The organism is Campylobacter concisus (genome assembly GCF_001891085.1).
Classification (GTDB): Bacteria; Campylobacterota; Campylobacteria; order Campylobacterales; family Campylobacteraceae; genus Campylobacter_A; species Campylobacter_A concisus_O.
The window spans coordinates 84,488-107,896 of sequence record NZ_JXUP01000003.1 but is presented as its reverse complement, the minus strand read 5'-3'; the positions used below and the strand labels follow the sequence as shown (position 1 = coordinate 107,896).

General features: G+C 35.9%; 25 protein-coding genes and 1 tRNA gene. 19 read left to right on the top strand and 7 right to left on the bottom strand.

Annotated elements, in window-relative coordinates; translation table 11 throughout:
• Positions 1-18: 18 nt before the first annotated feature.
• A tRNA-Arg gene (locus TH67_RS02600) sits at positions 19-95 on the bottom strand.
• A 110-nt stretch (positions 96-205) separates the two neighbouring features.
• On the opposite strand from TH67_RS02600, the gene TH67_RS02595 reads away from it, so the two are divergent.
• From TH67_RS02595 to TH67_RS02585, 3 genes are read left to right on the top strand one after another with little or no spacing between them, the layout of a single operon-like run.
• Positions 206-391 (top strand): hypothetical protein, encoded by a 186-nt coding sequence (locus tag TH67_RS02595; RefSeq protein ID WP_054196631.1) that lies wholly within the window; start codon positions 206-208, stop codon positions 389-391.
• Positions 392-441: 50 nt separating this feature from the next.
• Positions 442-1,272, top strand: coding sequence for an adenylosuccinate lyase (locus tag TH67_RS02590; protein WP_072594230.1), 831 nt, complete (start codon positions 442-444; stop codon positions 1,270-1,272).
• Positions 1,273-1,309: 37 nt separating this feature from the next.
• Positions 1,310-2,053: a hypothetical protein gene (locus tag TH67_RS02585; RefSeq protein WP_072594229.1), complete on the top strand. Its 744-nt coding sequence runs from the start codon at positions 1,310-1,312 to the stop codon at positions 2,051-2,053.
• Here the strand turns inward: TH67_RS02585 and TH67_RS02580 are convergent, their stop codons facing one another.
• From TH67_RS02580 to TH67_RS02555, 6 genes are read right to left on the bottom strand one after another with little or no spacing between them, the layout of a single operon-like run.
• Positions 2,054-3,304 carry an RNA polymerase factor sigma-54 gene (locus TH67_RS02580; RefSeq protein WP_072594410.1) on the bottom strand — a complete coding sequence of 417 codons (1,251 nt, stop codon included), beginning with the start codon at positions 3,302-3,304 and terminating at the stop codon, positions 2,054-2,056.
• A gap of 3 nt (positions 3,305-3,307) precedes the next feature.
• On the bottom strand, positions 3,308-4,036 hold the full coding sequence (gene lptB, locus TH67_RS02575) for an LPS export ABC transporter ATP-binding protein (RefSeq protein ID WP_072594228.1): 729 nt from the start codon (positions 4,034-4,036) through the stop codon (positions 3,308-3,310).
• Positions 4,029-4,427: a tRNA (adenosine(37)-N6)-threonylcarbamoyltransferase complex ATPase subunit type 1 TsaE gene (tsaE, locus tag TH67_RS02570; protein WP_072594227.1), complete on the bottom strand. Its 399-nt coding sequence runs from the start codon at positions 4,425-4,427 to the stop codon at positions 4,029-4,031. The genes lptB and tsaE overlap by 8 nt, the downstream gene beginning before the upstream one ends.
• Positions 4,427-4,672, bottom strand: coding sequence for an RNA-binding S4 domain-containing protein (locus tag TH67_RS02565; RefSeq protein WP_072594226.1), 246 nt, complete (start codon positions 4,670-4,672; stop codon positions 4,427-4,429). The genes tsaE and TH67_RS02565 overlap by 1 nt, the downstream gene beginning before the upstream one ends.
• Positions 4,673-4,705: 33 nt before the next feature.
• The gene (locus tag TH67_RS02560; RefSeq protein ID WP_072594225.1) at positions 4,706-5,533 is read right to left on the bottom strand and encodes an alpha/beta hydrolase; all 828 of its coding nucleotides are present in this window, start codon (positions 5,531-5,533) and stop codon (positions 4,706-4,708) included.
• Positions 5,527-7,632: a TonB-dependent receptor domain-containing protein gene (locus TH67_RS02555; protein ID WP_072594224.1), complete on the bottom strand. Its 2,106-nt coding sequence runs from the start codon at positions 7,630-7,632 to the stop codon at positions 5,527-5,529. The genes TH67_RS02560 and TH67_RS02555 overlap by 7 nt, the downstream gene beginning before the upstream one ends.
• A 202-nt stretch (positions 7,633-7,834) precedes the next feature.
• Here TH67_RS02555 and TH67_RS02550 point away from each other — a divergent pair, with 202 nt between their 5' ends.
• The 16 genes from TH67_RS02550 to TH67_RS02475 are packed head-to-tail and all read left to right on the top strand — an operon-like array spanning position 7,835 to position 23,401.
• A complete protein-coding gene (locus tag TH67_RS02550; RefSeq protein WP_072594223.1) occupies positions 7,835-9,058 on the top strand; it encodes an argininosuccinate synthase in 1,224 nt (407 codons plus the stop codon).
• Positions 9,059-9,081: 23 nt separating this feature from the next.
• A complete protein-coding gene (gene rplI / locus TH67_RS02545; protein ID WP_054196623.1) occupies positions 9,082-9,528 on the top strand; it encodes a 50S ribosomal protein L9 in 447 nt (148 codons plus the stop codon).
• On the top strand, positions 9,529-10,062 hold the full coding sequence (gene hslV / locus TH67_RS02540) for an ATP-dependent protease subunit HslV (RefSeq protein ID WP_002940451.1): 534 nt from the start codon (positions 9,529-9,531) through the stop codon (positions 10,060-10,062).
• Between the two features lie 8 nt (positions 10,063-10,070).
• Entirely contained in the window at positions 10,071-11,393 is a 1,323-nt protein-coding gene (hslU, locus tag TH67_RS02535) for an HslU--HslV peptidase ATPase subunit (protein WP_072594222.1), read from the top strand.
• Complete coding sequence (gene era / locus TH67_RS02530; protein WP_072594221.1) at positions 11,390-12,259, top strand: GTPase Era; 870 nt, start codon at positions 11,390-11,392, stop codon at positions 12,257-12,259. Before hslU ends, era begins: the two co-directional genes overlap by 4 nt.
• A gap of 59 nt (positions 12,260-12,318) precedes the next feature.
• Positions 12,319-13,839 (top strand): C4-dicarboxylate ABC transporter, encoded by a 1,521-nt coding sequence (locus TH67_RS02525; RefSeq protein WP_072594220.1) that lies wholly within the window; start codon positions 12,319-12,321, stop codon positions 13,837-13,839.
• On the top strand, positions 13,836-14,483 hold the full coding sequence (locus tag TH67_RS02520) for a pilus assembly protein PilO (RefSeq protein WP_072594219.1): 648 nt from the start codon (positions 13,836-13,838) through the stop codon (positions 14,481-14,483). Before TH67_RS02525 ends, TH67_RS02520 begins: the two co-directional genes overlap by 4 nt.
• On the top strand, positions 14,483-14,896 hold the full coding sequence (locus TH67_RS02515) for a hypothetical protein (RefSeq protein ID WP_180371715.1): 414 nt from the start codon (positions 14,483-14,485) through the stop codon (positions 14,894-14,896). Before TH67_RS02520 ends, TH67_RS02515 begins: the two co-directional genes overlap by 1 nt.
• Entirely contained in the window at positions 14,874-16,394 is a 1,521-nt protein-coding gene (gene mshL, locus TH67_RS02510) for a pilus (MSHA type) biogenesis protein MshL (protein ID WP_072594218.1), read from the top strand. The genes TH67_RS02515 and mshL overlap by 23 nt, the downstream gene beginning before the upstream one ends.
• Positions 16,387-17,214, top strand: coding sequence for an ATP-binding protein (locus tag TH67_RS02505; protein ID WP_072594217.1), 828 nt, complete (start codon positions 16,387-16,389; stop codon positions 17,212-17,214). Before mshL ends, TH67_RS02505 begins: the two co-directional genes overlap by 8 nt.
• Positions 17,207-18,085 carry a hypothetical protein gene (locus TH67_RS02500; RefSeq protein WP_072594216.1) on the top strand — a complete coding sequence of 293 codons (879 nt, stop codon included), beginning with the start codon at positions 17,207-17,209 and terminating at the stop codon, positions 18,083-18,085. The genes TH67_RS02505 and TH67_RS02500 overlap by 8 nt, the downstream gene beginning before the upstream one ends.
• Positions 18,082-18,621, top strand: coding sequence for a hypothetical protein (locus TH67_RS02495; RefSeq protein WP_072594215.1), 540 nt, complete (start codon positions 18,082-18,084; stop codon positions 18,619-18,621). Before TH67_RS02500 ends, TH67_RS02495 begins: the two co-directional genes overlap by 4 nt.
• A gap of 9 nt (positions 18,622-18,630) precedes the next feature.
• Positions 18,631-20,382, top strand: a complete 1,752-nt coding sequence (locus TH67_RS02490) for a GspE/PulE family protein (RefSeq protein WP_072594214.1) — start codon at positions 18,631-18,633, stop codon at positions 20,380-20,382.
• Positions 20,379-21,617 carry a type II secretion system F family protein gene (locus tag TH67_RS02485; protein ID WP_072594213.1) on the top strand — a complete coding sequence of 413 codons (1,239 nt, stop codon included), beginning with the start codon at positions 20,379-20,381 and terminating at the stop codon, positions 21,615-21,617. Before TH67_RS02490 ends, TH67_RS02485 begins: the two co-directional genes overlap by 4 nt.
• A 21-nt stretch (positions 21,618-21,638) precedes the next feature.
• The gene (locus TH67_RS02480; RefSeq protein WP_072594212.1) at positions 21,639-22,139 is read left to right on the top strand and encodes a PAS domain-containing protein; all 501 of its coding nucleotides are present in this window, start codon (positions 21,639-21,641) and stop codon (positions 22,137-22,139) included.
• A gap of 2 nt (positions 22,140-22,141) precedes the next feature.
• On the top strand, positions 22,142-23,401 hold the full coding sequence (locus TH67_RS02475) for a methyl-accepting chemotaxis protein (protein ID WP_072594211.1): 1,260 nt from the start codon (positions 22,142-22,144) through the stop codon (positions 23,399-23,401).
• Positions 23,402-23,409: the final 8 nt, after the last annotated feature.

The window sequence follows — 23,409 nt, the reverse complement described above, 5'->3', positions numbered from 1 at the left end:
CATTAAGAATTAAAAAGATGGTGCGCCCGAGAGAATTCGAATCTCTGACCTTTTGAACCGCAATCAAATGCTCTATCCAGCTGAGCTACGAGCGCACAAGAAAGTTAAGTCGAAATATTAGCCAAACTTTCCTTAAAGAAAAATTGTATTCATTTTAATTTTATAACTGTTTTAGTAAAATCCGATAAAAACAAAAGGAGTAAAAATGAATGATTTTTTCGATAGTTTAAAAGAGATAAAAAAAGAACTTACTAAAGAGCAAGGTGAGATCAAAAAAACTCAAAAAGAAGCCGTTTCTCATACAAAAGAAGAGGCGATCTCATATAAAGAAAATAAACTAAAAAACGAATTTGCAGAGTACATTAAAGGCCAAGATATAAGAAAAATATAAATTTGGAATGCTTATTGCTAAAACATGTAATATTTTATGTGGAGTAAGCAATGAAAGTTACGCAAACATTAGAATCTCTAAGTATTTTAACTGATAATGACACTTTGTTTCGTGAGCTTAGAGATATGATAAGCAGAAATTTTACAAAAATTTTATCTAATAAAAATAAGGTTATTTCGTTTTATGAAGAGAGCGAAATCCCACAACGCAAGTGCTTTTTAAAATTTATAAAAAAACTTTATGAAAAGCAAAGTGATGATAAGCTTGATATTCGTTTTGCAAACTATAAAACCATAAAGCTTGGCTTTGTTCAAAAAAATACCCTAACTCCAGTCATTAGCCTAAACGTAAATTTTGTAAAAAATGAAGTCAAATTTGAACTAAAAGATGCACTTTGCAGAGACTTTGCTAGCTACATCAGCGAGAGTCTGGTAAAAAGTAATGTTACTTTTAGCAAAAATGATGATTTTTTAAACATCACCATCTCAAACGACAACGACATAAACACATTAAACAAACTGCTCTACAAAAGAAGCTATCCAAAATTTAGCGTAAATTTTATCTATGATGAAAAAGACTACAAAGCCTTTAAACAAGGTATAAAAATAAAAAGCTCATCTAAATTTGTAAGCAGATTTTCTGTGCTTGCAAATTTGCTTGAGGAAAATTTTGGGATTTTGGGTTGCAAAAAAGATGATGACTTTGAAACTATCAGACAAAGCTATCTTTCACTCGTAAATATCTATCACCCAGATAGGCACGCCAACAAAAATCCTCTCATACAAGAAGAATACGCAAAGAAATTTAAAAATATTCAATCTGCTTATGAGAGCCTAAAACCATACTTTAAAAATCAAGAAAATTTTGTGATGGTTGGCTAGAGTACAGCTTACCATAGAGCTATTAAAGAGAGCAAAAATGAATGGTGAAATGTTTAATATATGCGCCATTATTGTTGCCGTAAAGCAGGCCATAAAGTCAAATTCTCCTATCCTGTATAATGGTACTAACTACGAAAATAGTATAAATTTTCACTTTCTCTCAGGCCATAGGGCAAATGGCGTAAATGAGTGGTTTGAGCACGCATTAAAACTTGGATTAAGCGATGTAAGACTTACTGCAAATTTAACTGGCTCATCAGATGAACGTTTATTGCTTAGCTTTTCAAACTCTACCGCAAAATCGATCATTTGCATTTTTAAAGAGCACATAAGCTGCTTTGTGCCCTACTGGAAATACAACAAAGATCAAAGAGGCTGGGACATAATATATAAAGAATTTGGTTGTAAAAAAGATGTAAATTTAGAAAATTTTAGCGACAACACAGAGGCTTTTATGGCCATACTTACTAAGATAGCGGCCTTTGCAGATGAGATAGAGTGTGAGAATTTTGGTGAGTGTTTTCGCAGGGCATTAAAATCACTTAGATCTTCAAGCAATGATGATCAAAAGATATTTAATGCACCGCTTATGCCAAAGAAAAATTTAGCCCTTTTTGCTGCGGCAAGCTTGGCTGATGTCTTTGGTGGTATGGGCTCTTGGAACGACGATGCAGCAGGTATGGCACAATATAAAAAACGTGGCAAAGAGTACGAAGAGCTTAGCAACGAGCTTTTTGTGCAGATGCGCAAGGCCATACTTTTTGCTGTAAATGAGTGGTAGTTAGCCGTTTATCTGATAGACTCTTTTTCGCTGGCTTGAGCTGCCGATGTTTAGAATTTTGCGGTATTTTGTGATGGTTCGGCGAACGATTTGGATGTTAAATTTAGCTTGGATTAGCTCTTGGATTTTTAGGTCAGAAAGTGGTTTTTTGTGGTCTTCACCTTTAATAAGCTCTAGCAAAAATTCTTTTATCGCAGCGTTTGAGGTCTCCTCGTCAAAACCAGTTGAAAAGAAATTTTTAAGTGCGACCGTGCCTCTTGAGCAGCTTAGATATTTATTTGCGATCGCTCTTGATATGGTTGATGGGTTGCGCCCAAGCTCGTCTGCTAGGTCTTTTAGCTTCATAGGCTTTATATCGCCACCCAAAAAGTAGTCGTACTGATACTCAACTATCATGAGCCCTATCTTATAAAGCGTCGCTTTTCTCATCTCAAGGGCGTCTATGAGCTCGCTCGCCTCTTTTATGCGTGAGCTTACAAAAGCCTCTTTCTCGTCTAATCCCTCGGTATCGACCAAAATTTCTGGATAGTACTCGTCATTTATCTGCACACTTATACCGATACTTGTGCTTAGCACGAAGATGTCAGGTACTGCTTCTTTTTTATCTTCAAGATACTCAATGGCCGGTGGATTTTTAAATTTTTTTATGATTTTTAGCGCATCGTCGTAAAATTTAAGCTTTCTAAGCTTTTCTATATTTTCAAAATTTAAGATGATCTTTTTTGCGCACTCCATGATCTCATCACTTGCCTCTACCTCGCTTAGCTGAAACAAAAAGCTCTCTTTTACATCCTTTGCCCCCACGCCACATGGCTCAAGGTAGGCAAATCTCGCCCTAACCCGCTCTACTTCGCCCTCCTCAAAGCCCACAAAAATTTCATCATCATAAGAAAAATAGCCCTCATCATCTAAGCACTCGATGATCTTATATGCGATATCTTGGGACTTTTGCGTGGGGAAAAGTGGTGGATTTATCTGACTAATGAGCTTTTCATAGAGGCTTTCTTTACAAATGCTCAAAGCCTCGATACTCTCGCTAACCGAGTATTTGCCAACCTGCTCGAAAAAATTTCGCTTTTTCTCGCTTTTTTCTAAATTTTTATGTTCGATCGTGGCAAATGGATTGTCTTTTATAAAAGGCTCAAGCGTCTCTTTTAGCTCATCAAGCCCGCTTTGAAGGATAGGAAGCCAGCTTCTTAGCGTTTGGTTTAGTTTGATCTTTGGCGCTAAAGTTTGCTTTTGCCTTAGCATCATCTACTCAAGCAGCTTAAATTCTTCGCCAAGATAGTGCGTTCTAACGAGCTTGTTGTTTGCCACTTCGCTCGCACTGCCGCTTGCTAGTAGCGAGCCATCTTTGATGACGTAGGCCCTGTCACAAATAGCTAGCGTCTCACGAACGTTGTGGTCAGTTATCAAAACGCCGATACCTAGCTTTTTAAGGTCTCTAACGATACTTTGGATGTCGCTAACTGCGATAGGATCGACGCCTGCAAATGGCTCATCAAGAAGTAAAAATTTTGGCTTTATGATGAGGCTTCTTGCGATCTCACAGCGCCTGCGCTCGCCGCCACTTAGGCTAACGCCCTTTCTTAGGCGGATAGGCTCGATATTTAGCATATTTAGCATCTCATTTACTCTTTTTGCTATCTCTTCTTCGCTTTGATTTAAAATTTCAGCCCCAAGGAGTAAATTTTCTTCTACACTTAGCTCTTTAAATATACTTGACTCTTGCGGCAAATAGCCGATGCCAAGGTGTGCCCTTTTGTGAAGTGGGACATTTGTGATCTTTTCGTCATTTAAAAAAACATCTCCGCTAGTTGGCGAGATGAGCCCGCAGATCATATAAAAAGTGGTCGTCTTTCCAGCACCATTTGGCCCAAGAAGCCCCACGACTTCGCCGCTATTTACCTCTAAAGATATCCCTTTTATGATCTCAGTTTTCTTAATCGTCTTTTTTAGATCTTTTACTTCTAGTTTATGCACTTATAACCTCGTATTTTCTGCCGTTTTTGCTAGGAGAAATTTTTACTAACGTATAGCTCTCGCCATTTTTCTTTAGAGCTTTTTCTAAATTTTCATTGCCCCACTCTACTAGATGAAGCCCCTCTTCAAATAAATTTTCAAAAAGGCCATTTTTTGCCATCCCGTCAAATCCGATCTGGTAAATGTCGTAATGGTAGATGTCTTTACCATAAATTTGCATCAAAGAAAACGTAGGCGACGTCACGCTCTCATCTATGCCATGAGCCTTGATGATCGCCTTTACAAGCGTCGTTTTGCCACTTGCTAGATCGCCACTTAGTAACACCACGCCACTTTTTGGCAGCACCCGCACAAGCTCGTTAAGCTCATTTTCTAAAAGCTCAAAAACCATCAAAGCTCTTTTACATATTCGCTTTGAGCGCTTTTTGGTATGCTTTTTGTAGTTGGGATCGCTAGCACCTCGTATCTCGCCTCACGCGTTAGAAATTTGATGCTAACCACATCGCCAACCTTAACATCTTTTGCCGCTTTTGCCTGCACGCCGTTGATGCTCACAACGCCACTTTTGCACATATCTTCGCTAACAGCACGCCTTTTGGTGATATTTACTACGTTTAAAAATTTATCTACTCTCATGCGGCGGATTTTAACAAAAATAGCCTTAAATTTTTAATCCTTTAGATATTTTAAAAGCTCTTTTAAATTTAGAGGTATGACGCTGCCATGGGTTTTATTTTTAAAAAGCTCAAAGTGAGAATTTGCACCACTTTGCTTTAAAATTTGGGCTAGATCGCTCACCTTTAAAGTGCCAGGCTTGTCAGTCTTGCCCTTTCTCTTTTCAAGCTCGCCAACGCTAAGAAAGACAAATTTAGCCTTTAGTTTCTCTTTAAATTTACCCTCACTCACATTTTGCTTTAAAATTTCAGACTCACCCCACCAAAGAGATGGCGAAGCGATAAAGAAATTCGAAAATACGCCCTCGTTTTTAAGCAAGGCATAAAGCGTAAAAAGCCCGCCAAAAGAGTGTCCGTAAAGGCTCTTTTGGCTGCTTTTCACGTTAAATTTCTCATCAATTAACGGCACTAAATTTTTAGTTAAAAAGTGGTAAAACGCATCTGCGCCACCACCCTTGCTAAACTCCTCGCCATCCGCCTTTGGAGTGAGATCTCTTGTGCGTTTTTCTACCTCGTAGCTTTTGTCTGTGTCATATCCTATGCCTATTATTAATGGTGCAGCCTTGCCATCAAATTCATTTAAGAGCATATTAAACTGGGCATTTGCATCAAGCAAGAAAAGCACATTTTTAAACTCACTTTGCCCCTTTAGCTTGGCTGTGAAAATTTTATAAATTTCATCATTTGCACTCATTTTAAAGGTTGAAATTTCAAATTTACTAGCAGCTTTTTGGCTAAGTGGCTCAGGCGTTTGGCTGGGCCCTGCGTGCAAAGTCTGTGCCACACCAAGCGTAAAAAGCAAAAATTTAAACGCTCTTACCATTTTGCAGCGACCTTAAACCAAAATCTCCTGCCCTCTTGCGGATACCAGTAGTAGTTGCCGTCGTCTGCTAGCGCCTCATCGTATCTTACTTTATCAAAGATGTTGTAGGCATTTAGGCTAAGTGTTAGGTGCTTGTTTGCATCCCAGCTGACGCCTGTATCGAAGGTGAGTAGGTCCTTTGCGTTCTCTCTTATGCTGTTGCCAGCACCAAAATTTACACTTGTTAGCTTACTCTCATAGTTTGCGCCAAAAAATGTCTTGACACTTTTTATAGGCTTATATGTAAGCATGGCGTGAAGTGTGTGCTCTGGCGTTGCTGTTAGGCTTTTACCATCAAGTCTGTTAAGCCCTGTTTGGCTAAATTTCATAGGGCCTCTTGGCGTGTTTATAGTTGGATCACCAGTTTTTATCTTTGACTTATTATAGGTGTAGTTTGAGCTTAAATTTAGATTTGAAAGGATGTCATAGTCGCCACTTAGCTCCACGCCCCAAACGGTCGCACCCTCAATGTTAAAGTAAGTTCCCCAACCAGGGCAAGTAACGTCTGGTGCATTTGTGCAAGTGCCAAAGGCTGGAATTCCATTTACTCTTTTACTGCCATCAGTGTCTAGGATCTTATCTTTAAACTCATTTCTAAAAAGCGTCACAGAGCCTCTAAAATCAGCCTGATTGTCATAATATGCCCCAACTTCATAAGTCGTGCTCTTTTCTGGTTTTAGGTCCTTGTTGCCAAAATCAACTATACTCCAAGCCTTTTGAATAGTGCCTACTTCTGGAGAAATTTGATTGACATCTGGGGTTTTGTAGCCAGTCGCTACGCCACCTTTTAGGCTTAGTGTATCTGTGGCGTTATAGACTAAGTAGGCTCTTGGCGAGAGGTGGTTGCCAAAAAATTCGTTGTGTGTGAGCCTTGAGCCAAGCGTTAAAAAGAGCTTCTCATCTAAAATTTGCCACTCATCTTCGATAAATCCCGCATGCTCGCTCATCGAGTAGGTCTTTGGGTCTTTTAAGCCGTTTTTTGAAGCGTTTGAGATGATGAAGGTCGTGCCGACATTTTGCTTGCTAAAGTCATAGCCAAAAGTTAGAGTGTGTGCGCCAAAAAAGGTTGTAAATTTTGAGTTAAAGTTATGATTTTTAGCTTTTGCTGGTATAAATTTGTCAAAAAGGCTCGTTCTTTGCGTCTGGTCATAAATGTAGCTGATATCGGCATTTAGGCTATCAAATTCTCCAAGATAACCCACGCCATAGCTCTTTTTCTCGTAGTCGTAAGCATTTAAGACGTTCTTTTTTGGATCTGGATCGGCTGACTTGCCAACAGTGCGCGAGTAGTCGTGCCTTTCGTTTGAGCCAAGGATAAAAAATTTATTGTGCTCATCTGGCGTGATCCAAAGTTTTGCGCTTAAATTTCTCTTATCGCTCTTTTGATATCCGCCCTTGTAATTATCCTCATCTCTTAGCTTTTTATATCCCCAAAGCTGAAGCGCAAAAAGCTCTTTATAAAGAGGTAAATTTAGATAAAAGTCGCCCTGCCTGCCATCGCCTATGCCTTTATGCGCGTTTATCATCGTTGAGATGCCGACGTTGCCGCTAAATTTTGAAAAGTCCTTTTTGGTAATGATATTTATAACGCCTCCAACCGCGTCGCTACCATAAAGCGAGCTCATAGGACCGCGGATGATCTCTATGCGCTCGATCGCCTCGGCTGGTGGGATGAAATTTGAGTTCATATCCCCTGCTCCGCCTTTTGGATTTGCACTGCTTGAATTTACTCTTTTACCATCAATTAAAACTAGCGTTTGAGAGCTTTCCATACCGCGTATCGAGATACCGCTAGCTGCTCCGTCCTCACCGCCAACGACATTTACGCCTGGCACTTTTTGAGCGATTGAGTGAAGCGAAGTAAAGCTATCTTTTGTAAGCTCATCGCCACTTATCACGCTTATGCTCGCAGGAGCCTCTTTGATCTGCTGCGAAAAGCCACTCGCACTTACTACAACACCATCAAGCCTTGTTTCGTTATTGTCTTTATGCTCTGCTCCAAAGAGTGAATTTGCCACACAAACACTAAGGCAGATGGCAATAAATTCTGTTTTTCTCACGACTATCCTTTTAAAAATTTAATTTGAAAAAATTTGAAATTTAACAAAGTATCTTTTAAAACAATATTAATTATCATAATTTTAAATAGTAATCTTTTTTATAAAATTTTCTAAGAAAAAACTTACATTATTTATTAAATTAGTTTATTAAAAATTAATCAATTTAGGCTAAAATACGACCATTTTAACAAAAGGAAGAGCTATGAAAAAAGACGTAAAAAAAGTGGTTTTAGCATACTCTGGCGGACTTGACACAAGTATCATTTTAAAATGGCTTCAAGATGAATATAACTGCGAAGTAGTCACATTTACAGCTGACATCGGACAAGGCGAGGAGCTAGAGCCTGCACGCAAAAAAGCCTTAACACTTGGTGTAAAGCCTGAAAATATTTTTATAGAAGATTTAAGAGAAGAATTTGTACGTGATTATGTGTTTCCAATGTTTAGAGCAAATGCAGTCTACGAGGGCGAGTATCTGCTTGGCACTTCGATAGCGCGCCCACTAATAGCAAAACGCCAAAGCGAGATCGCAAGACTTGTTGGTGCTGATGGCGTGAGCCACGGAGCAACAGGCAAAGGCAACGACCAAGTTCGCTTTGAGCTTGGATACTACGCGCTCGGCGACAACCTAACTATTATAGCTCCATGGCGCGAGTGGGATCTAAATAGCCGCGAAAAACTTTTGGCATACGCTGAGAAAAACGGCATAGATATCACTAAAAAACCAGGCAAGAGCCCATACTCAATGGACGCAAATTTACTTCACATAAGCTATGAAGGTCTAGTACTTGAAGATCCAAGTCACGCACCAGAAGATGATATGTGGAGATGGAGCGTAGACCCTAAAAATGCCCCAGATAAGAGCGAGATCATCGAGATCGGCTATGAAAAAGGCGATCCAGTTAGTATAAATGGCAAAAAAATGAGCCCAGCTGAAATTTTAACCGAGCTAAACCGCCTTGGCGCAAAACACGGCATCGGCAGACTTGACATCGTAGAGAACCGCTCAGTTGGTATGAAGAGCCGCGGCTGCTACGAAACACCTGGTGGCACGATAATGCTAAAAGCTCACCGCGCGATCGAGAGCATCACGCTTGACCGCGGCGCAGCTCACCTAAAAGATGAGATCATGCCAAGATACGCTGAGCTAGTTTACAATGGCTACTGGTGGTCACCTGAGCGAAATATGCTTCAAGCTCTCATCGACAAGAGTCAAGAGCACGTAAATGGCTCAGTTAAAGTTGAGCTTTATAAAGGCAATGTGACTATCCTTGGCAGAAGCAGTAAAAATGATAATCTATTTAGCGAGGCATACTGCACATTTGAAGAAGATAGCGTTTATGATCAAAAAGATGCAGCTGGATTTATCAAACTAAACGCGCTTCGCTTCATCATCGCACGCAAAAATGGGCGAAAATTTGACTAAAAATAAAATTTAAAAGGATAAAAATGAAAGTACTACTAATAAAAGATGTAAAGGCGCTTGGTAAAGCTGGCGAGATAAAAGAGGTAAAAGACGGCTACGGCAACAACTTTTTAATCGGCAAAGGCTTTGCAAAAGCAGCTACTCCAGACGTTCTTCGCCAATATGAAGCAGCTCAAAAAAGAAAGGCCGAAGAGCTAAAATATGAGATCGCAAATTTAGAAAAGCTTAAAGAAGAGCTTGAAAAAGTGACAGTCGTCATCAAGAAAACTCTTGGTGCAAATGGCTCGCTTTTTGGCTCAGTTTCAAAAGAAGAGATCGCAGCAGAGCTTGAAAAAACGCATCATTTAGTTGTTGAGAAAAAAGCGATCGACATGGACACTCACCTAAAAGCAGTTGGCCTTTATGACGTTCATGTAAAGCTTGGACACTCGATAAATGCGAGCTTGAAGGTTGATGTGCAAGGAGAGTAGATGTTTCATGCGACAACCATCTTAGCCTACAAAGGCAAAAATAAAGCGGTCATCGGCGGTGACGGACAAGTGAGCTTTGGCAATACTGTCTTAAAAGGCAATGCCGTAAAAATTCGCAAAATTCACAACGGCAAAGTTCTAGCTGGTTTTGCTGGTAGCACTGCTGACGCGTTTAATCTTTTTGATATGTTTGAGAAAAATTTAGAGCATACAAAGGGCGATTTGCTAAAGGCGGTTATAGAATTTAGCAAAGAGTGGCGCAAAGACAAGTATCTAAGAAAGCTTGAAGCGATGATGCTTGTGCTTGATAGGGATAAAATTTTCTTACTTAGTGGCACTGGAGATGTTGTTGAGCCAGAAGATGGCAAGATAGCAGCTATTGGAAGTGGTGGCAACTACGCACTTTCAGCGGCCCGTGCCTTAGATAAATTTGCCGATATCGACGAAGAAGAGCTAGTCAAAGAGAGCCTCAAGATCGCCGGCGAAATTTGCATCTATACAAATACAAACATCAAAACTTATGTTTTAGAATAAGAGAGAAAATGAACTTAACACCAAGAGAAATTGTTAAATTTTTAGATGACTATGTGATTGGTCAAAAGGATGCCAAAAAGATAATAGCGATCGCGCTTCGCAACCGCTACCGCCGCATGAAGCTTGAAAAAAGCCTGCAAGATGACATCATGCCAAAAAATATCTTGATGATCGGCTCAACTGGCGTTGGCAAAACTGAGATCGCAAGGCGTCTTTCAAAGATGATGGGACTGCCTTTTATTAAGGTCGAGGCTAGTAAGTATACTGAGGTTGGTTTTGTTGGTCGTGACGTTGAGAGCATGGTAAGAGATCTTGCTATGGCATCATATAACCTCGTAAAAAACGAGCAAAGCGAGAAAAACCAAGATGAGATCAACGCCTACATCGAAAAAAAGATCGTCTCAAAACTTTTGCCACCACTTCCAAAAGGTGCTAGCGAAGAGAAGCAAGCAGAGTACGCAAAGAGCTATGAAAAGATTCTAAATAGGCTAAGAAACGGCGAGCTTGATGAGCTAAGCATCGAGATAGAGGTGCAGCAAAACCCGCTTGAGGCTGGCTCAAACGTGCCACCTGATATGGCGCAGATGCAAGAGAGCTTTATAAAGATAATTGGCATCGGCGGTAAAAACATCAAAAAAGAGATGAAGGTAAAAGACGCTAAAAAAGCCCTTCAAAGCGAAGCAAATGATAAAATTTTAGACATTGAGAGTATAAAAACCGAGGCTTTAAGAAGGGCTGAAAACGAAGGCATCATCTTTATAGACGAGATCGACAAAGTAGCCGTTGGCTCAGGTAGCTCAAATAGACAAGATCCTAGCAAAGAAGGCGTGCAAAGAGACTTGCTGCCTATCGTTGAGGGCTCAAATGTAAATACAAAATTTGGAAATTTAAAGACAGATCATATTTTATTTATTGCTGCTGGTGCCTTTCATATAAGCAAACCAAGCGATCTCATCCCTGAGCTTCAAGGCCGTTTTCCACTAAGAGTAGAGCTTGATAGCCTTGATGAGGACGCGCTTTATCAAATTTTAACTCAGCCAAAAAATTCGCTTTTAAAACAATATATCGCCCTACTTTCAGCCGAAAATGTCGAGCTAGAATTTGACGATGAAGCAATAAAAGAGATAGCTAGGATCGCTCACGCAGCAAATGAAAAGATGGAAGATATCGGCGCTAGACGCCTTCATACGGTGATCGAGCGCGTGATAGAAGATATCAGCTTTGAGGCTAGCGAAAAGAGCGGCGAGAAGATAAATGTGACAAAAGAGCTTGTAAAAGAGCGTCTAAAAGACGTGGTCGAAGATCAAGATCTAGCGAGGTATATACTTTGAAATCAGGCTTTGTTAGCATCATAGGGCGCACAAATGCTGGCAAAAGCTCGTTTTTAAATGCTTTGTTAAACGAAAAGATCGCCATCGTCTCGCACAAACAAAATGCAACTCGCAGAAAGATAAATGGTATCGTAATGAACGGTGAAGATCAAATCATCTTCACCGACACACCTGGACTTCACGAGAGCACAAAGGCGATAAATCAACTACTAATTAGCCAAGCCATAAAATCGATGGGAGACTGCGATCTCATCGTATTTTTAGTGCCTATTCATGATGACACAAGCGACTATGAGAAATTTCTAGCACTAAATCCTGAAAAACCACACATCTTAGTGCTAACAAAAGTCGATGAGAGCTCAAATGCGAAAGTCTTAGAAAAGATCACCCAATATCAAAAATTTCAAGATAAATTTGCATCTTTGCTTACCTTTAGTACCAAGCAGCCAACCTATAAAAAGCCGCTTCTTGATGAAATTTGCAAGCTTTTGCCAGAGCATGAGTATTTTTACGATCCAGAATTTCTCACGCCGACAAACGAGAAGGAAATTTTTAGAGAATTTATACTTGAAGCGATCTATGAAAATTTAAGTGATGAGATCCCATATCTTAGCGATGCGATCATAAAAAGCGTAAAAGAAAAAACAGGCATAACTGAAATTTATGCGAGCATCATCACTGAGCGCGAAATTCACAAAAGTATGATCATCGGTAGGAATGGTGAAACGATAAAACGAATAGGAATTTTTGCAAGAAAGTTAATACAAAATTTAACCGGATCAAAGGTCTTTTTGAAACTCGATGTAATCGTTAAAAAAGGCTGGAGTAAAGAAGAAAAGAGCCTTAATAAAATAATTGGATATTGATTTTTTATTGTAAAAATATTAAAATACAGCCCAATTAGAGCATTATGAGGTAAATTTTTATGTTAAAGCTTAGAAAAATTAACGATAATCCAATCGTTACGCTAGATCCTTATGAATATGAAGGTTTTAGATTTTCTAATAGCAATGTCGATACGCTAAATCTCTCAAAGAATATTCTAAAAAGAGACTTCTTTATATCTTACATCGAGTACAAAGATATAATAACAGCTACCATAAATATCTCAAGAACAATAGATGATGAGGATATTGAGAACAATATCTCAATAAAAATTTACGAAGAGCTCTCTCTTGATCCTGCAATTGACTATAAAATAGTTTATTTTGAAAGCAATGTTGAAAAAGAAGATAGAATTTTTAATGTTTTTATTGCTACAAATGAAACGATAAATAAAATTTTTAAAAATATTTCTAAAAGAGTACCTTTTATAGATTATGTCGTTGTAGAGCCGCTTTTATATAGTGCTATATATAAAAAAGGCTTACTTCCTAGCACTCAGAGTGATTGTTTTTTGACATTTAGGGCCGATGAAGCATTTATAAGCATTTATGTAAATGGAGAATACCTTACATCAAGAGGTTTAAGATACACACTAAATTATCTAAAAGATAAATTTATAGAGCAAAGTGGCGAAAGAGTAAGCCTAGAAAGCTTTTTGGATATCCTGAAAACAAGAGGACTTTTAGATAGCAATGAAGAAGGCTTTAGCTACGATCTAAATACTGTTTTTGAGGACTACATATTTTACGTAAATGACACGATAAATGTTGTCAATAGAATCTATAGCATAAATATAAAAAATATCTATATTGACTGTGACTATAAAATAGAGCGTTTTGAAAAATTTATCAATACAAAACTTGGAACAAATGCTACGAAATTAAATACAAGCACTGTAATAAATTCTAAAAATTTAGCCATTAGCGAACGGTATAATATGATGGCTTTGTATGCAAATTTTTATAAAAAAGAGGCCTTTAATGCCGATTTTAACTTCTCAAATTTGCTTAGACCTGATCCATTCACAAAAAGAAAAAGTGGTAAATTTATACTGACATGTGCTGCTGCTTTTTGCCTAAGCATGTCCTATCCACTTTATAATTATATAGCTGGTAGTATTTTAGAAACAGATTCGCAAAGACTAAGCGATGAGCTTGATGTTCTTAATGCACAAGCAGCACAAATAAGAAGTACTCTTGAAAGACTAAAAAAAGAGCAAAATGATATAAAAGGATTAACTGATAAAGAGGAAGAGAAGTTAAATTTTAGAAAAGGGTTGCTTCAAGAAATTGAAAACAAAAAAGATCACTACGTAATGAAAGGTTTAAATCTTTTTGAAATTACAGATATGATAAACAACAATAGCATTTTTATAACAAATATTAAAAACAACGATAAAAATTTAACAGTAACAGTTGTTAGCGATAATGAAAAAAGGATTACGCAGCTAATAAAAGATATTAGCAAGATGCCTAAATATTCAGTAAATACAAAAAAAATTAAAGAAGATAGGCAAAACAACGAGTATGAAAGTAATATAAGTATAGAGATTAGACAATGAGACAAGATGTTTTAAGTAAAATAGATAAGTATTTTGATGCAAAAAAACAAAGCGAAACAAATATAATTTTTTTGGGTTCAGCTTTAATCATTATTTATATTGTTTATATGCTTTGCTTTGATCCGTCGCAAGATTTTTATGATGAAAGATTTAATGCGCATACTAAAATCAGCAACGATCTTTCAAGAACAAGAGATTATTTAAGATCGACTAGCTCACCTAGTGGGGATAAAAATTTTAAAATAAATGAAGAGTCAAAAATACTTGAAACGCTTAAAGGCAAATACTCTAGTGTTTTAAAATTTAATGCTCATTTTGACTCAAAGCTAAAAGAACTATCGTTTTTATTATTTAACGATCAAAATTGGGCAAATTTTTTAGATAACATCGTATCTTTAGCAAAGCAAAATAATATAAAAATTTTAGAATTAAAAAGTGATATAAAAGAGCCAAATTTCCAAAAAATTGAGCAAATTTTAAATATTGACTTGACATTTTTGGGAGGTTTTAAAGATATGCTTTCATATATAAATGGCCTTGAAGAATCAAAGCTAGTAGTTGATCTTCATAAAATGGATGTAAATTCTACCCAAAAAGAGCTTGGCGCTAAGATCTCAATATCTGTTTGGGGGATGAAATACTAATGAAAATAAAAATTTTATTGGCTTTTTTATTTTTAAATATTGCTTTTGCTAATCAGCTTCAAGAGGAAATGGACTCTTATGATAAAATTTTTGAAAAAATAAAGGAAAAAAGAAGCGGTCTTAGCGATATTGAGCTTTCTAGTATAAAAAATCCTTTTAAGCAAGAACCTATCAAGACGATAACAGATCAAAATTCATCAATTATCACTCAAGCTTCAAAAGGGCTTAGTTTAAAAGCAATTTTATTAAACAAAGCAAATATTGATTCCAAATGGTATGCTGTCGGTGATATTGTTGATGGTTACAAAATAGCCAATATTACTAGAAATAGTGTCTTTTTAGTAAAAGGCGATGAAAAACAAGAGCTAATTTTAAAAAATGGAAGTAAAAATGTTGAGATTAAAATTAAATAAAATATTAATAATAGGTGGACTCATTTGCTTGAATATGAATTATGCTAGTGCCAATGAAAGTAGTTGTTTAAGTAAGAATTTTAATATGAAAATTTCAGATGATGTTGCGCTAGTAGATGTGTTAAATCAGCTTTCAGAGATGTGTAACTTTAGTATTGTTGCAAAGGACACTTATAGCAAGACAGAGCTAAAAGATAAAGTTTTTGGCGTTAATATCAGAAATATGAGTCTTAGCGAAGTTTTTGACCTGCTTTTAAGTGAGAAAAATTTAAGCTACGAGTTTTCAAATAATGTATTAAAAATTTCATCTTTAAAAACTCAAATTTTTAAACTAGATTATATAACTTCTATTAGAGAAGGAACTGCTGTCACCCAAGCTTCGGTGGATGCCACTCCATCTGAAATTTCTAGTGGTTCAAGTAGTAGCGATAATTCCCAAGATGATAGTTCTCAAGGCTCAAGCAACCTTATAAAAACTACTGAGAGGTTTGACTTTTGGGAAAAACTAGATGCTGAACTCAAAGCTATTTTAAATAATAGTAGTGAACATATCACAGCGCCTGATCCTATCATAAATCAAAATGCGGGCCTTATCACTGTTACGGCTACTCCTTCTCAACTTAAGCGTGTCGAGAAATATATAGATGAAATGCAAAAAAGACTAAAAAAACAAGTAATTATTGATGTTTCTATTATTTCAGTTGAATTAAATAATGAATACAAACAAGGCGTTGACTGGAGTAAATTTGAACTTGGATTTAATACATACATTGGTAATTCAAGAAACAATCCGAGCTCAAGTGCAACTTGGACAAATAAAGGCAATAGCCTAAGCGATGGATTTGGACGTACATTAAATATCGCAGCTAATTTAAATTTTAGCCTTGATGGAATGATAAATTTTCTTGAAACAAATGGAAAGACAAAGGTTATATCAAGTCCAAAAGTAACAACACTTAATAATCAGCAAGCTCTAATCTCAGTTGGTGATAACATAAACTACCGTGTTCAACAAAAAACCGATAATGGAAACAGCAATAGTGATAGGCTAACAACTACTTATAAACAATACTCTGTTTTTATAGGCATATTATTAAATTTACTACCAGAAGTCTCTGATAATAATAAAATCATGCTTAGAATCAATCCATCGCTTAGTAACTTTAAATACGCTGAAGACGACACAAGACAAAATGCGTTAAGAGAGATTGCTCCAGATACAGTGCAAAAGAAGCTTTCAACTGTTGTTCAAGTTGATAGCGGTGATACTATTATTCTTGGTGGATTAATAGGTCAGACAAAGGGTAAAAACAATACTTCCGTACCTCTTCTTTCTGATATCCCACTTATAGGTGGTGTCTTTAAAAGCACAAGAGACAATATAAAAACAACAGAACTTATCTTTGTCATCACTCCTCATGTAGTTGATTTTGACAAAAAAAAGCCACTTAATCAATCATTAAAAGACTTAGGTTTTTCTAAAACGATCTATGAATAACAAGAATATTTATACAGATATAAAAGATATCTTTATCAACGAAGACGAAGTAGCTGATTTTGTTAATCTAGATAACTCAATCACTTGTTACAATAAGATCGTCTCGGCTCTAAAAAAGCCATTAAAACTTATACTTTTTTATGGCAAGCCTGGCAGTGGAAAGACTTTTTTGCTAAACAAGATAGCCTCTGATCTTCAAAAGGATAAAAAATTAATTTTTTTCCCACATCCTTTTTTTAGCGAGGCTACATTTATAGAAGCTCTTTGTGAAGATATATACGGAAATAAACTTGATAATATAAATAATTTTGAAAGTTTTGTTGCACACTACTCAAAAGAATTTAAAAATAAAGATGAAATTTTACAAAATCAAATAGTCGTTATCTTGGATGAAGCACAACTTTATCCTACTGAATTGATCGAAAAAATAAGGCTAATGGCCGATACAAGATTATTTAAATTTCTATTTACGATTCATAAAACTGAAAATGAAGATGTGTTAGCAAAGGACTATTTTCAAACTAGAATTTGGGAGAGCATAGAGCTTGGAAGTGCAAACACGAATGAAATCATAGTTTATTTGCAAAGAAAAATAGGACAAAAAGGCTACGATAAATACCTAAATTTTCAGAAAAAAGACTATAACAAAGCCTATGAGCTTTGTTGCGGAAATCTACGCACACTAAATAAAATTATGTATAAATTTTATGAAATTTGTGAATATTACGAACAAAATCAGCCATCAAAATTAAGTAGCGAGGACTCAAATATTAAAATTTTGACAATGTCTGCACTTGATACAGGAATAATTCATGCTTGAATTACAAGAAATTCAAAGGTTAGAAAAGCTTTATGAAGAGTACGAAAAAAAGAATAAAAATAGCCTTTTAAAATTGTTGTCACATAAAAAGCTAGGTCTTTTAATAATTACGATCTTGCTAATTGCTTTTATCTTTGGTGCTTTTTTATTTTTCTCAAATGCTAAAAACAAAAAAGAGACAAATCATACTCCAGCTTTAGTTGAGAAAAATTTGACAATACAAACAGATATAAAAGAAAAGAACATAACCTTTGCTGAAACTAATGTCAGCAAAAATATTTTAGAAGATGGCAAACAAAAAAGCGAGCAAGCAAAAGAGAGGTTTGAATCAGATAAGAAGCAAGATGAGCTTGCTGAGAAAATAGCCAAAAAGCTAGAACAATCCATAAAATTAAATGAAGATAACAAAGAGCAGACAGCAGATAAAAAGCAAAGAAGCGGTGGCGGTTGGTTAAAGCTAAATTTACCAACTGAAAATGAAAATATGCAAAATGAACAGCCTTTACCAAATGAAGAGATAATAGAATTAGAACCAAAGGCAAAGCCAAAAATTGATATTCAAATTTCAAGTGAAAACAATGAAATTTCTATACTAAAAGAAAATTTTAATAAAAATAAAAATCCAGAAATCGCCCTTAAAATAGCAAGAAAATGCTATCAAGATAAAAGATATAGTGACACTATAAAATGGGCACTATCGGCAAATAATTTAGATAGTAACATTGAGGAGTCTTGGGTTATGTTTGCTAAGGCAAAATATATGCTAAAACAAAAAGATGACGCATTGCGCGCATTAGAAGAATATAATAAAAATAAAAATAAGCTAGAAATAAATGAGCTAATAAATAAGATAAAAAGTGATACGTTGTGAAATTTTTGCTTATTATATTTTTATCATTAAATGCCTTTGCACTTGGGGCGGCTGACATTAAAAGTTATTTTGAAAAAGCTGAATATCCTAAAATTTGTAATCAAAAAATACAAGATCTTTTAAAAGATTCACAAAATGAAGAATTTCTTAATATCTTTGGCATATCTTGCTTAAAAACAAATGATATAGATAGGCTCGCTCTTCCAGCAAGCAAACTATCAAAAACGCAAAGCTCAAGAGAGAATGCAGCATATTTTGCAGATATATTGCTTAAAAAAAAGCTGTTGCTTCATGCTATCTTAGATGGGGCTGATATAAGTTATATTAGGCTTCCAAAGAGCGATTACATTCTTTCATTTATATTTGATAAATTTGTCAAAAAAGAATACGTTGAGGAGCTTGGCGTATTTATTTTTGAAGAGCCAAATTCAGACACAAGATATGAACTTAGTACAATCGTTAGCCCAAATTTTGCAAAAATGATTTTAAAAATTTTTAAAAATGACGATCTTACTTCGCAGATTGAGTATAGATAAAGAGAAGAGATGAATAATTTAGAAAATTTAACGCTAAAAACATTAGAGCAACTTAATAAACTAAATGATGAGCAAATTTTAAAGATTATAGAGATAAAAAAGATAAATAAAAAAAGTCTTTTGGCTATTTTGCTTGAAGAAAATATGCTAGAAGAAGAGATTTTTTTTGAAATTCTATCTGATATTTATAGAAGAGGACACACTGACATTGATGAAATTTCAACTAGCCTTCAGATAGATCAAAAGCGCTTCATTCAATATGTATGTGATAAATTTAAAATCACATTTTTTGATCTTGATGATATAGATATCGACTACCGTATCAGTGAAAAGCTAAGCACCTCGCAGCTAAAATCATATAATGCGATCCCTGTAAAAGAAGATGAGATAAGCGTTTATGTTGCTTTTAAAAATCCTTTTGATGTGATCATTCAGGATAAAGTTCAAAATTTATTTAACAGAAAGCTATTAAAAGTAGCTTGCGCCGATCCAGCCCAGATAGAAAAATATATAAACAAAATAGCTCTTAATGAAAGCATTAAAGACGTTATTACAGAGATCAGAAAAGAGCTTTCAAGCTCTAGTAGTCAAGGGCAAAGCACAGAAAGCTCTGGAATTTTAAAGCTAATTGAGATAATTTTAAAAACATCTATTCAAAGCAGAGCAAGCGATATTCACATCGAGCCAACCGAGACAAACTGTATCGTAAGAAGCAGAATAGATGGCATGCTAAGTGAGACATTTATATTTGATAAAGATATCTATCCGCCGATGGTAAGCCGAATGAAGCTACTTTCAAATATGGATATCGCGGAGCGCCGCCGCCCACAAGATGGTAGATTTTCAGCTCAAATTTTAGATAAAGAGTACGATTTCCGTATCTCTACACTACCTATTTTAAACGGCGAAAGCATAGTTTTAAGAATTTTGGACAAATCAAAAGTTATCATAAACATTGAAGACCTCGGTATGCATCCAGATAACTTTGCTAAATTTAAAAAGAGCATGAAAGCACCTTACGGCATCATCCTAGTTACTGGTCCGACAGGATCAGGAAAAACGACTACACTTTATGGTGCATTAAATGACATAAAAAGTGTAAAAACTAAGATTATTACCGTTGAAGATCCGGTCGAGTATCAGCTAAATATGATCCAACAAGTACATGTAAATGAGAAGGCTGGGCTTACTTTTATATCAGCTCTTCGCTCTATTTTAAGGCAAGATCCAGATATTATCATGATAGGTGAGATCAGAGATCAAGAGACGCTTAGGATCGCAATTCAAGCGGCACTAACTGGTCACTTGGTTTTTTCTACACTTCATACAAACGACGCTATTAGCGCTTTACCTCGTATGGTTGATATGGGTATTGAGCCATATCTAGTAAGTGGCGCACTAGTTTGCATCGAGGCTCAAAGGCTTGTAAGAAAGCTTTGTCCGTATTGCAAACAAAAAGTCACGCTATCTCAAAAAGCTCTTGACGAGATTAAGAAATTTCTTCCTGAAGATTATCAATTTTATAAAAGCATAGGTTGCCAACACTGCTCACAAACTGGATATCTAGGGCGTGAAATGATAAGCGAAATATTATCTATCAGCGATCATATAGCAAGTATCGTAGCAAATAACACTTCAAAAGAAGAGCTTAAAAAGGCCGCCTATGACGAAGGCTTTATAGATATGTTCCATGATGGCGTTATACGCGCAGCAAATGGTGTAACAACAATCGAAGAAGTATATAGAGTTGCCAAGATATGAAATTTTACGAAATAGAATATATAAAAGATGGCAAACGCCAAAAGATGAGCCTAAAGGCCAATAGCAAAAATGATGTTAAAAATCGCGCAAATATTCAAGGCATGATAGTAAAGATCAAAGAAACTCAGGTTTCAAGTATCAACAATGATTTTTTGGACTTGCAAGAAAAATTTAACAAAATATTCTCTTCTTCAAAAGTAAAAATTCCAGCTCTAGTCGCTACCATAAGGCAACTTAGCGTTATGACTAATGCTGGTATATCAATACATGATGGCATAAAAGAGACAGCAAATGCTACTGAGGATAAAAGGCTAAAAACAATATTTCAAACGCTAGATGAAGACCTAAATCAAGGTGCAAGTTTAACTCAAAGTATAGAAAATTTTCAAGAAGAGCTAGGCGATGTCACTGTCGCTATGGTAAGGCTTGGAGAGAGCACTGGTAATATGGCTGATGCATTATCAAAGCTAGCTTCTATCTTGCAAGAAGTCTGGGATAACCAACAAAAATTTAAAAAAGCTATAAGGTATCCAATAACCGTAATATGCTCTATAATTTTGGCTTTTATTGTGCTCATGACATCAGTTGTTCCACAATTTCGAGAAATTTTTAGCCAGCTTAATGCCGACCTACCTCTTCCTACTAAAATTTTACTAAACATTGAATACATAATGAGCAATTACGGTATATACATAATAGTTGTTCTTGTCGCATTTGCTTTTTTGCTAAAAAGGCAATATTCAAATGATGAAAATTTTAGGGATAAGGTCGATAAATATCTACTAAAAGTCTATCTTGTGGGCAAAATAATATTTTTTGCAAATATGAGTAGGTTTAATCTAATATTTACAGAGCTTGTTCGCGCTGGACTTCCTATCGCTGATGCACTAGATACCGCCGTTGTAACTGTTTCAAATCAAGACATAAGAAATAAACTAACTGCTGTAAAAGTACTAGTTGGTCGCGGCATAAGCTTAACCGAGGCCTTTAGGCAAACTGGGCTTTATGAGGGTATGCTTATACAGATGATAGGTGCTGGCGAACAAAGTGGTAGCTTAGACGACATGACACAAAAAGTTACTGATTATTATAGAGTGAAATTTAATGATATTATTGATAATATTTCAAACTATATTGAGCCGATACTACTAATATTTATCGCAGCTATGGTGCTTTTGCTCGCCCTTGGTATATTTATGCCAATGTGGGATATGGCAAAAGCTGTTAAAAATTAAATCAACATTTAAAGGAGTAAAATGCCTATAGAAAGAGAATATGGCGTTGATGAGAACGCATTTTTAGTTTCAAAAACGGATACAAAAGGAAGGATCACTTATTGTAACGAGCCTTTTTTAAATATCGTAGGAGTAAAACAAGGTGATCTCTTGGGAAAACCGCACAATATAATAAGGCACACTGATATGCCAAGAGTTATTTTCAAGCTACTTTGGGAACGTATACAAAATAAAGAGGAAATTTTTGCCTTTATTAAAAATAAAACTCTAAATGGTGGATTTTACTGGGTATTTGGCAATATCACAGCCTCGCTTGATCAGCAAGATAATATCGTTGGATACTATTCTGTTAGACGTAAGCCAAATGCAAAAGCAATAGAGATCATAAAACCACTTTATGCAAAATTACTTGAACTAGAACGAGATGGCGGTATTGAAGCATCTAAAAAATATTTATTAAAATTTTTGGAAGAAAAATCAACAAGCTATGATGAATTTATAAACAACTTGCAAAGGTTCTAGATATGTTTAAGAAAAAATCAAATGCAATAAATGAGATTTTAAGTGTTGTCAAATCGGCAAGCAATGGCATACTAGAGCCTCGCATTGTAAATGTTGGAGAAAAGGACGAGATGTATGAAGTCGCCCTTGGCATAAATGATTTGTTAGATCAAGTTGAAGCACTTCAACGTGAAATTTCAACCTCAGTCCAAGCTGCACAAAACTCAAAAACATATAGAAATATATTTGTAGAAGGGTTTAGGGGTTTATTTAAACGAAATGCCATATCTATGAGCAGGGGTGTCACAGGCATAAAAGACGGCCAAAAAAGCAAGGTTAGAGGTCTTCTATCAAGCGAGCTTGACAAACTTGGAAACGGTATAAATGGCATAAATTATGTAAGAGATGATCTAAATGAAAGTATCAAAAATTTAAGCCAAACAGCAACAGATGCTAAACAAACTGCACAAATAGCAAGAGAAAATATGTCAAATATCGTCGAACTTAGTCAAAACATGGGAGAGCTTGATGGTCTAGTACAAAGCTGCTCAAATGCTACTGGTATGCTAAGCACTAGGGCTTCTGAAATAAGCTCTGTTTTAAATTTAATAAAAGATATTGCCGATCAGACAAATCTACTTGCTCTTAACGCCGCCATTGAAGCTGCTCGTGCAGGAGAGCACGGACGTGGTTTTGCGGTAGTTGCTGATGAGGTAAGAAAGCTAGCTGAAAACACACAAAAAGCCGCAAGCGACATAGAAGTTAATATAAAAACGCTTCAGCAAGAGGTAAATGATATCGATGAAAATTCTAAAAAAATCGATGAAATTTCTAAACTAACAACACAAAATGTAGAAAATTTCAAAAAGGTATTGAGCGAGTTTAATGCAAACGCACAAAATACTGCTCAAACATCAAAATATGTCGAAAATAAAACCTTTGCCATAATCGCAAAAATTTCACAAATCGCTTACAAAACTAAAGTGTACTCTGATCTTATAAACGAGCAAGGATACAGCGAGGAAATACGTAATTTAGCACAAAACCTGCTAGACTGGTATGAGAACGAGAGTATAAGTGAACACAAGCAAAATAAAAATTTTGATAAGTCAAAAGAGCTTACATCGTCGCTAAATAATGAAATCAAACTCTTGCTCGAGAAGTCAGCTTCTGGCTATAATGAACAAAATTTAAATTATTTTGTTGATAAGTCTAAAAAAATAGAAGATCTAAGCGAGCAAATTTTTGCTTCGTATAACGAAATTTTTAAAGATAAAAACTAAAGTGTTAA

What these genes read in the sequence shown, in the direction of transcription:
- TH67_RS02595 (WP_054196631.1), top strand. Translation starts at nt 206, where the DNA reads ATGAATGATTTTTTCGATAGTTTAAAAGAGATAAAAAAAGAACTTACT.
- TH67_RS02590 (WP_072594230.1), top strand. Translation starts at nt 442, where the DNA reads ATGAAAGTTACGCAAACATTAGAATCTCTAAGTATTTTAACTGATAAT.
- TH67_RS02585 (WP_072594229.1), top strand. Translation starts at nt 1,310, where the DNA reads ATGAATGGTGAAATGTTTAATATATGCGCCATTATTGTTGCCGTAAAG.
- TH67_RS02580 (WP_072594410.1), bottom strand. Translation starts at nt 3,304, where the DNA reads ATGCTAAGGCAAAAGCAAACTTTAGCGCCAAAGATCAAACTAAACCAA.
- tsaE (WP_072594227.1), bottom strand. Translation starts at nt 4,427, where the DNA reads ATGGTTTTTGAGCTTTTAGAAAATGAGCTTAACGAGCTTGTGCGGGTG.
- TH67_RS02565 (WP_072594226.1), bottom strand. Translation starts at nt 4,672, where the DNA reads ATGAGAGTAGATAAATTTTTAAACGTAGTAAATATCACCAAAAGGCGT.
- TH67_RS02560 (WP_072594225.1), bottom strand. Translation starts at nt 5,533, where the DNA reads ATGGTAAGAGCGTTTAAATTTTTGCTTTTTACGCTTGGTGTGGCACAG.
- TH67_RS02550 (WP_072594223.1), top strand. Translation starts at nt 7,835, where the DNA reads ATGAAAAAAGACGTAAAAAAAGTGGTTTTAGCATACTCTGGCGGACTT.
- rplI (WP_054196623.1), top strand. Translation starts at nt 9,082, where the DNA reads ATGAAAGTACTACTAATAAAAGATGTAAAGGCGCTTGGTAAAGCTGGC.
- hslV (WP_002940451.1), top strand. Translation starts at nt 9,529, where the DNA reads ATGTTTCATGCGACAACCATCTTAGCCTACAAAGGCAAAAATAAAGCG.
- hslU (WP_072594222.1), top strand. Translation starts at nt 10,071, where the DNA reads ATGAACTTAACACCAAGAGAAATTGTTAAATTTTTAGATGACTATGTG.
- TH67_RS02525 (WP_072594220.1), top strand. Translation starts at nt 12,319, where the DNA reads ATGTTAAAGCTTAGAAAAATTAACGATAATCCAATCGTTACGCTAGAT.
- TH67_RS02520 (WP_072594219.1), top strand. Translation starts at nt 13,836, where the DNA reads ATGAGACAAGATGTTTTAAGTAAAATAGATAAGTATTTTGATGCAAAA.
- TH67_RS02515 (WP_180371715.1), top strand. Translation starts at nt 14,483, where the DNA reads ATGAAAATAAAAATTTTATTGGCTTTTTTATTTTTAAATATTGCTTTT.
- mshL (WP_072594218.1), top strand. Translation starts at nt 14,874, where the DNA reads ATGTTGAGATTAAAATTAAATAAAATATTAATAATAGGTGGACTCATT.
- TH67_RS02505 (WP_072594217.1), top strand. Translation starts at nt 16,387, where the DNA reads ATGAATAACAAGAATATTTATACAGATATAAAAGATATCTTTATCAAC.
- TH67_RS02500 (WP_072594216.1), top strand. Translation starts at nt 17,207, where the DNA reads ATGCTTGAATTACAAGAAATTCAAAGGTTAGAAAAGCTTTATGAAGAG.
- TH67_RS02490 (WP_072594214.1), top strand. Translation starts at nt 18,631, where the DNA reads ATGAATAATTTAGAAAATTTAACGCTAAAAACATTAGAGCAACTTAAT.
- TH67_RS02485 (WP_072594213.1), top strand. Translation starts at nt 20,379, where the DNA reads ATGAAATTTTACGAAATAGAATATATAAAAGATGGCAAACGCCAAAAG.
- TH67_RS02480 (WP_072594212.1), top strand. Translation starts at nt 21,639, where the DNA reads ATGCCTATAGAAAGAGAATATGGCGTTGATGAGAACGCATTTTTAGTT.
- TH67_RS02475 (WP_072594211.1), top strand. Translation starts at nt 22,142, where the DNA reads ATGTTTAAGAAAAAATCAAATGCAATAAATGAGATTTTAAGTGTTGTC.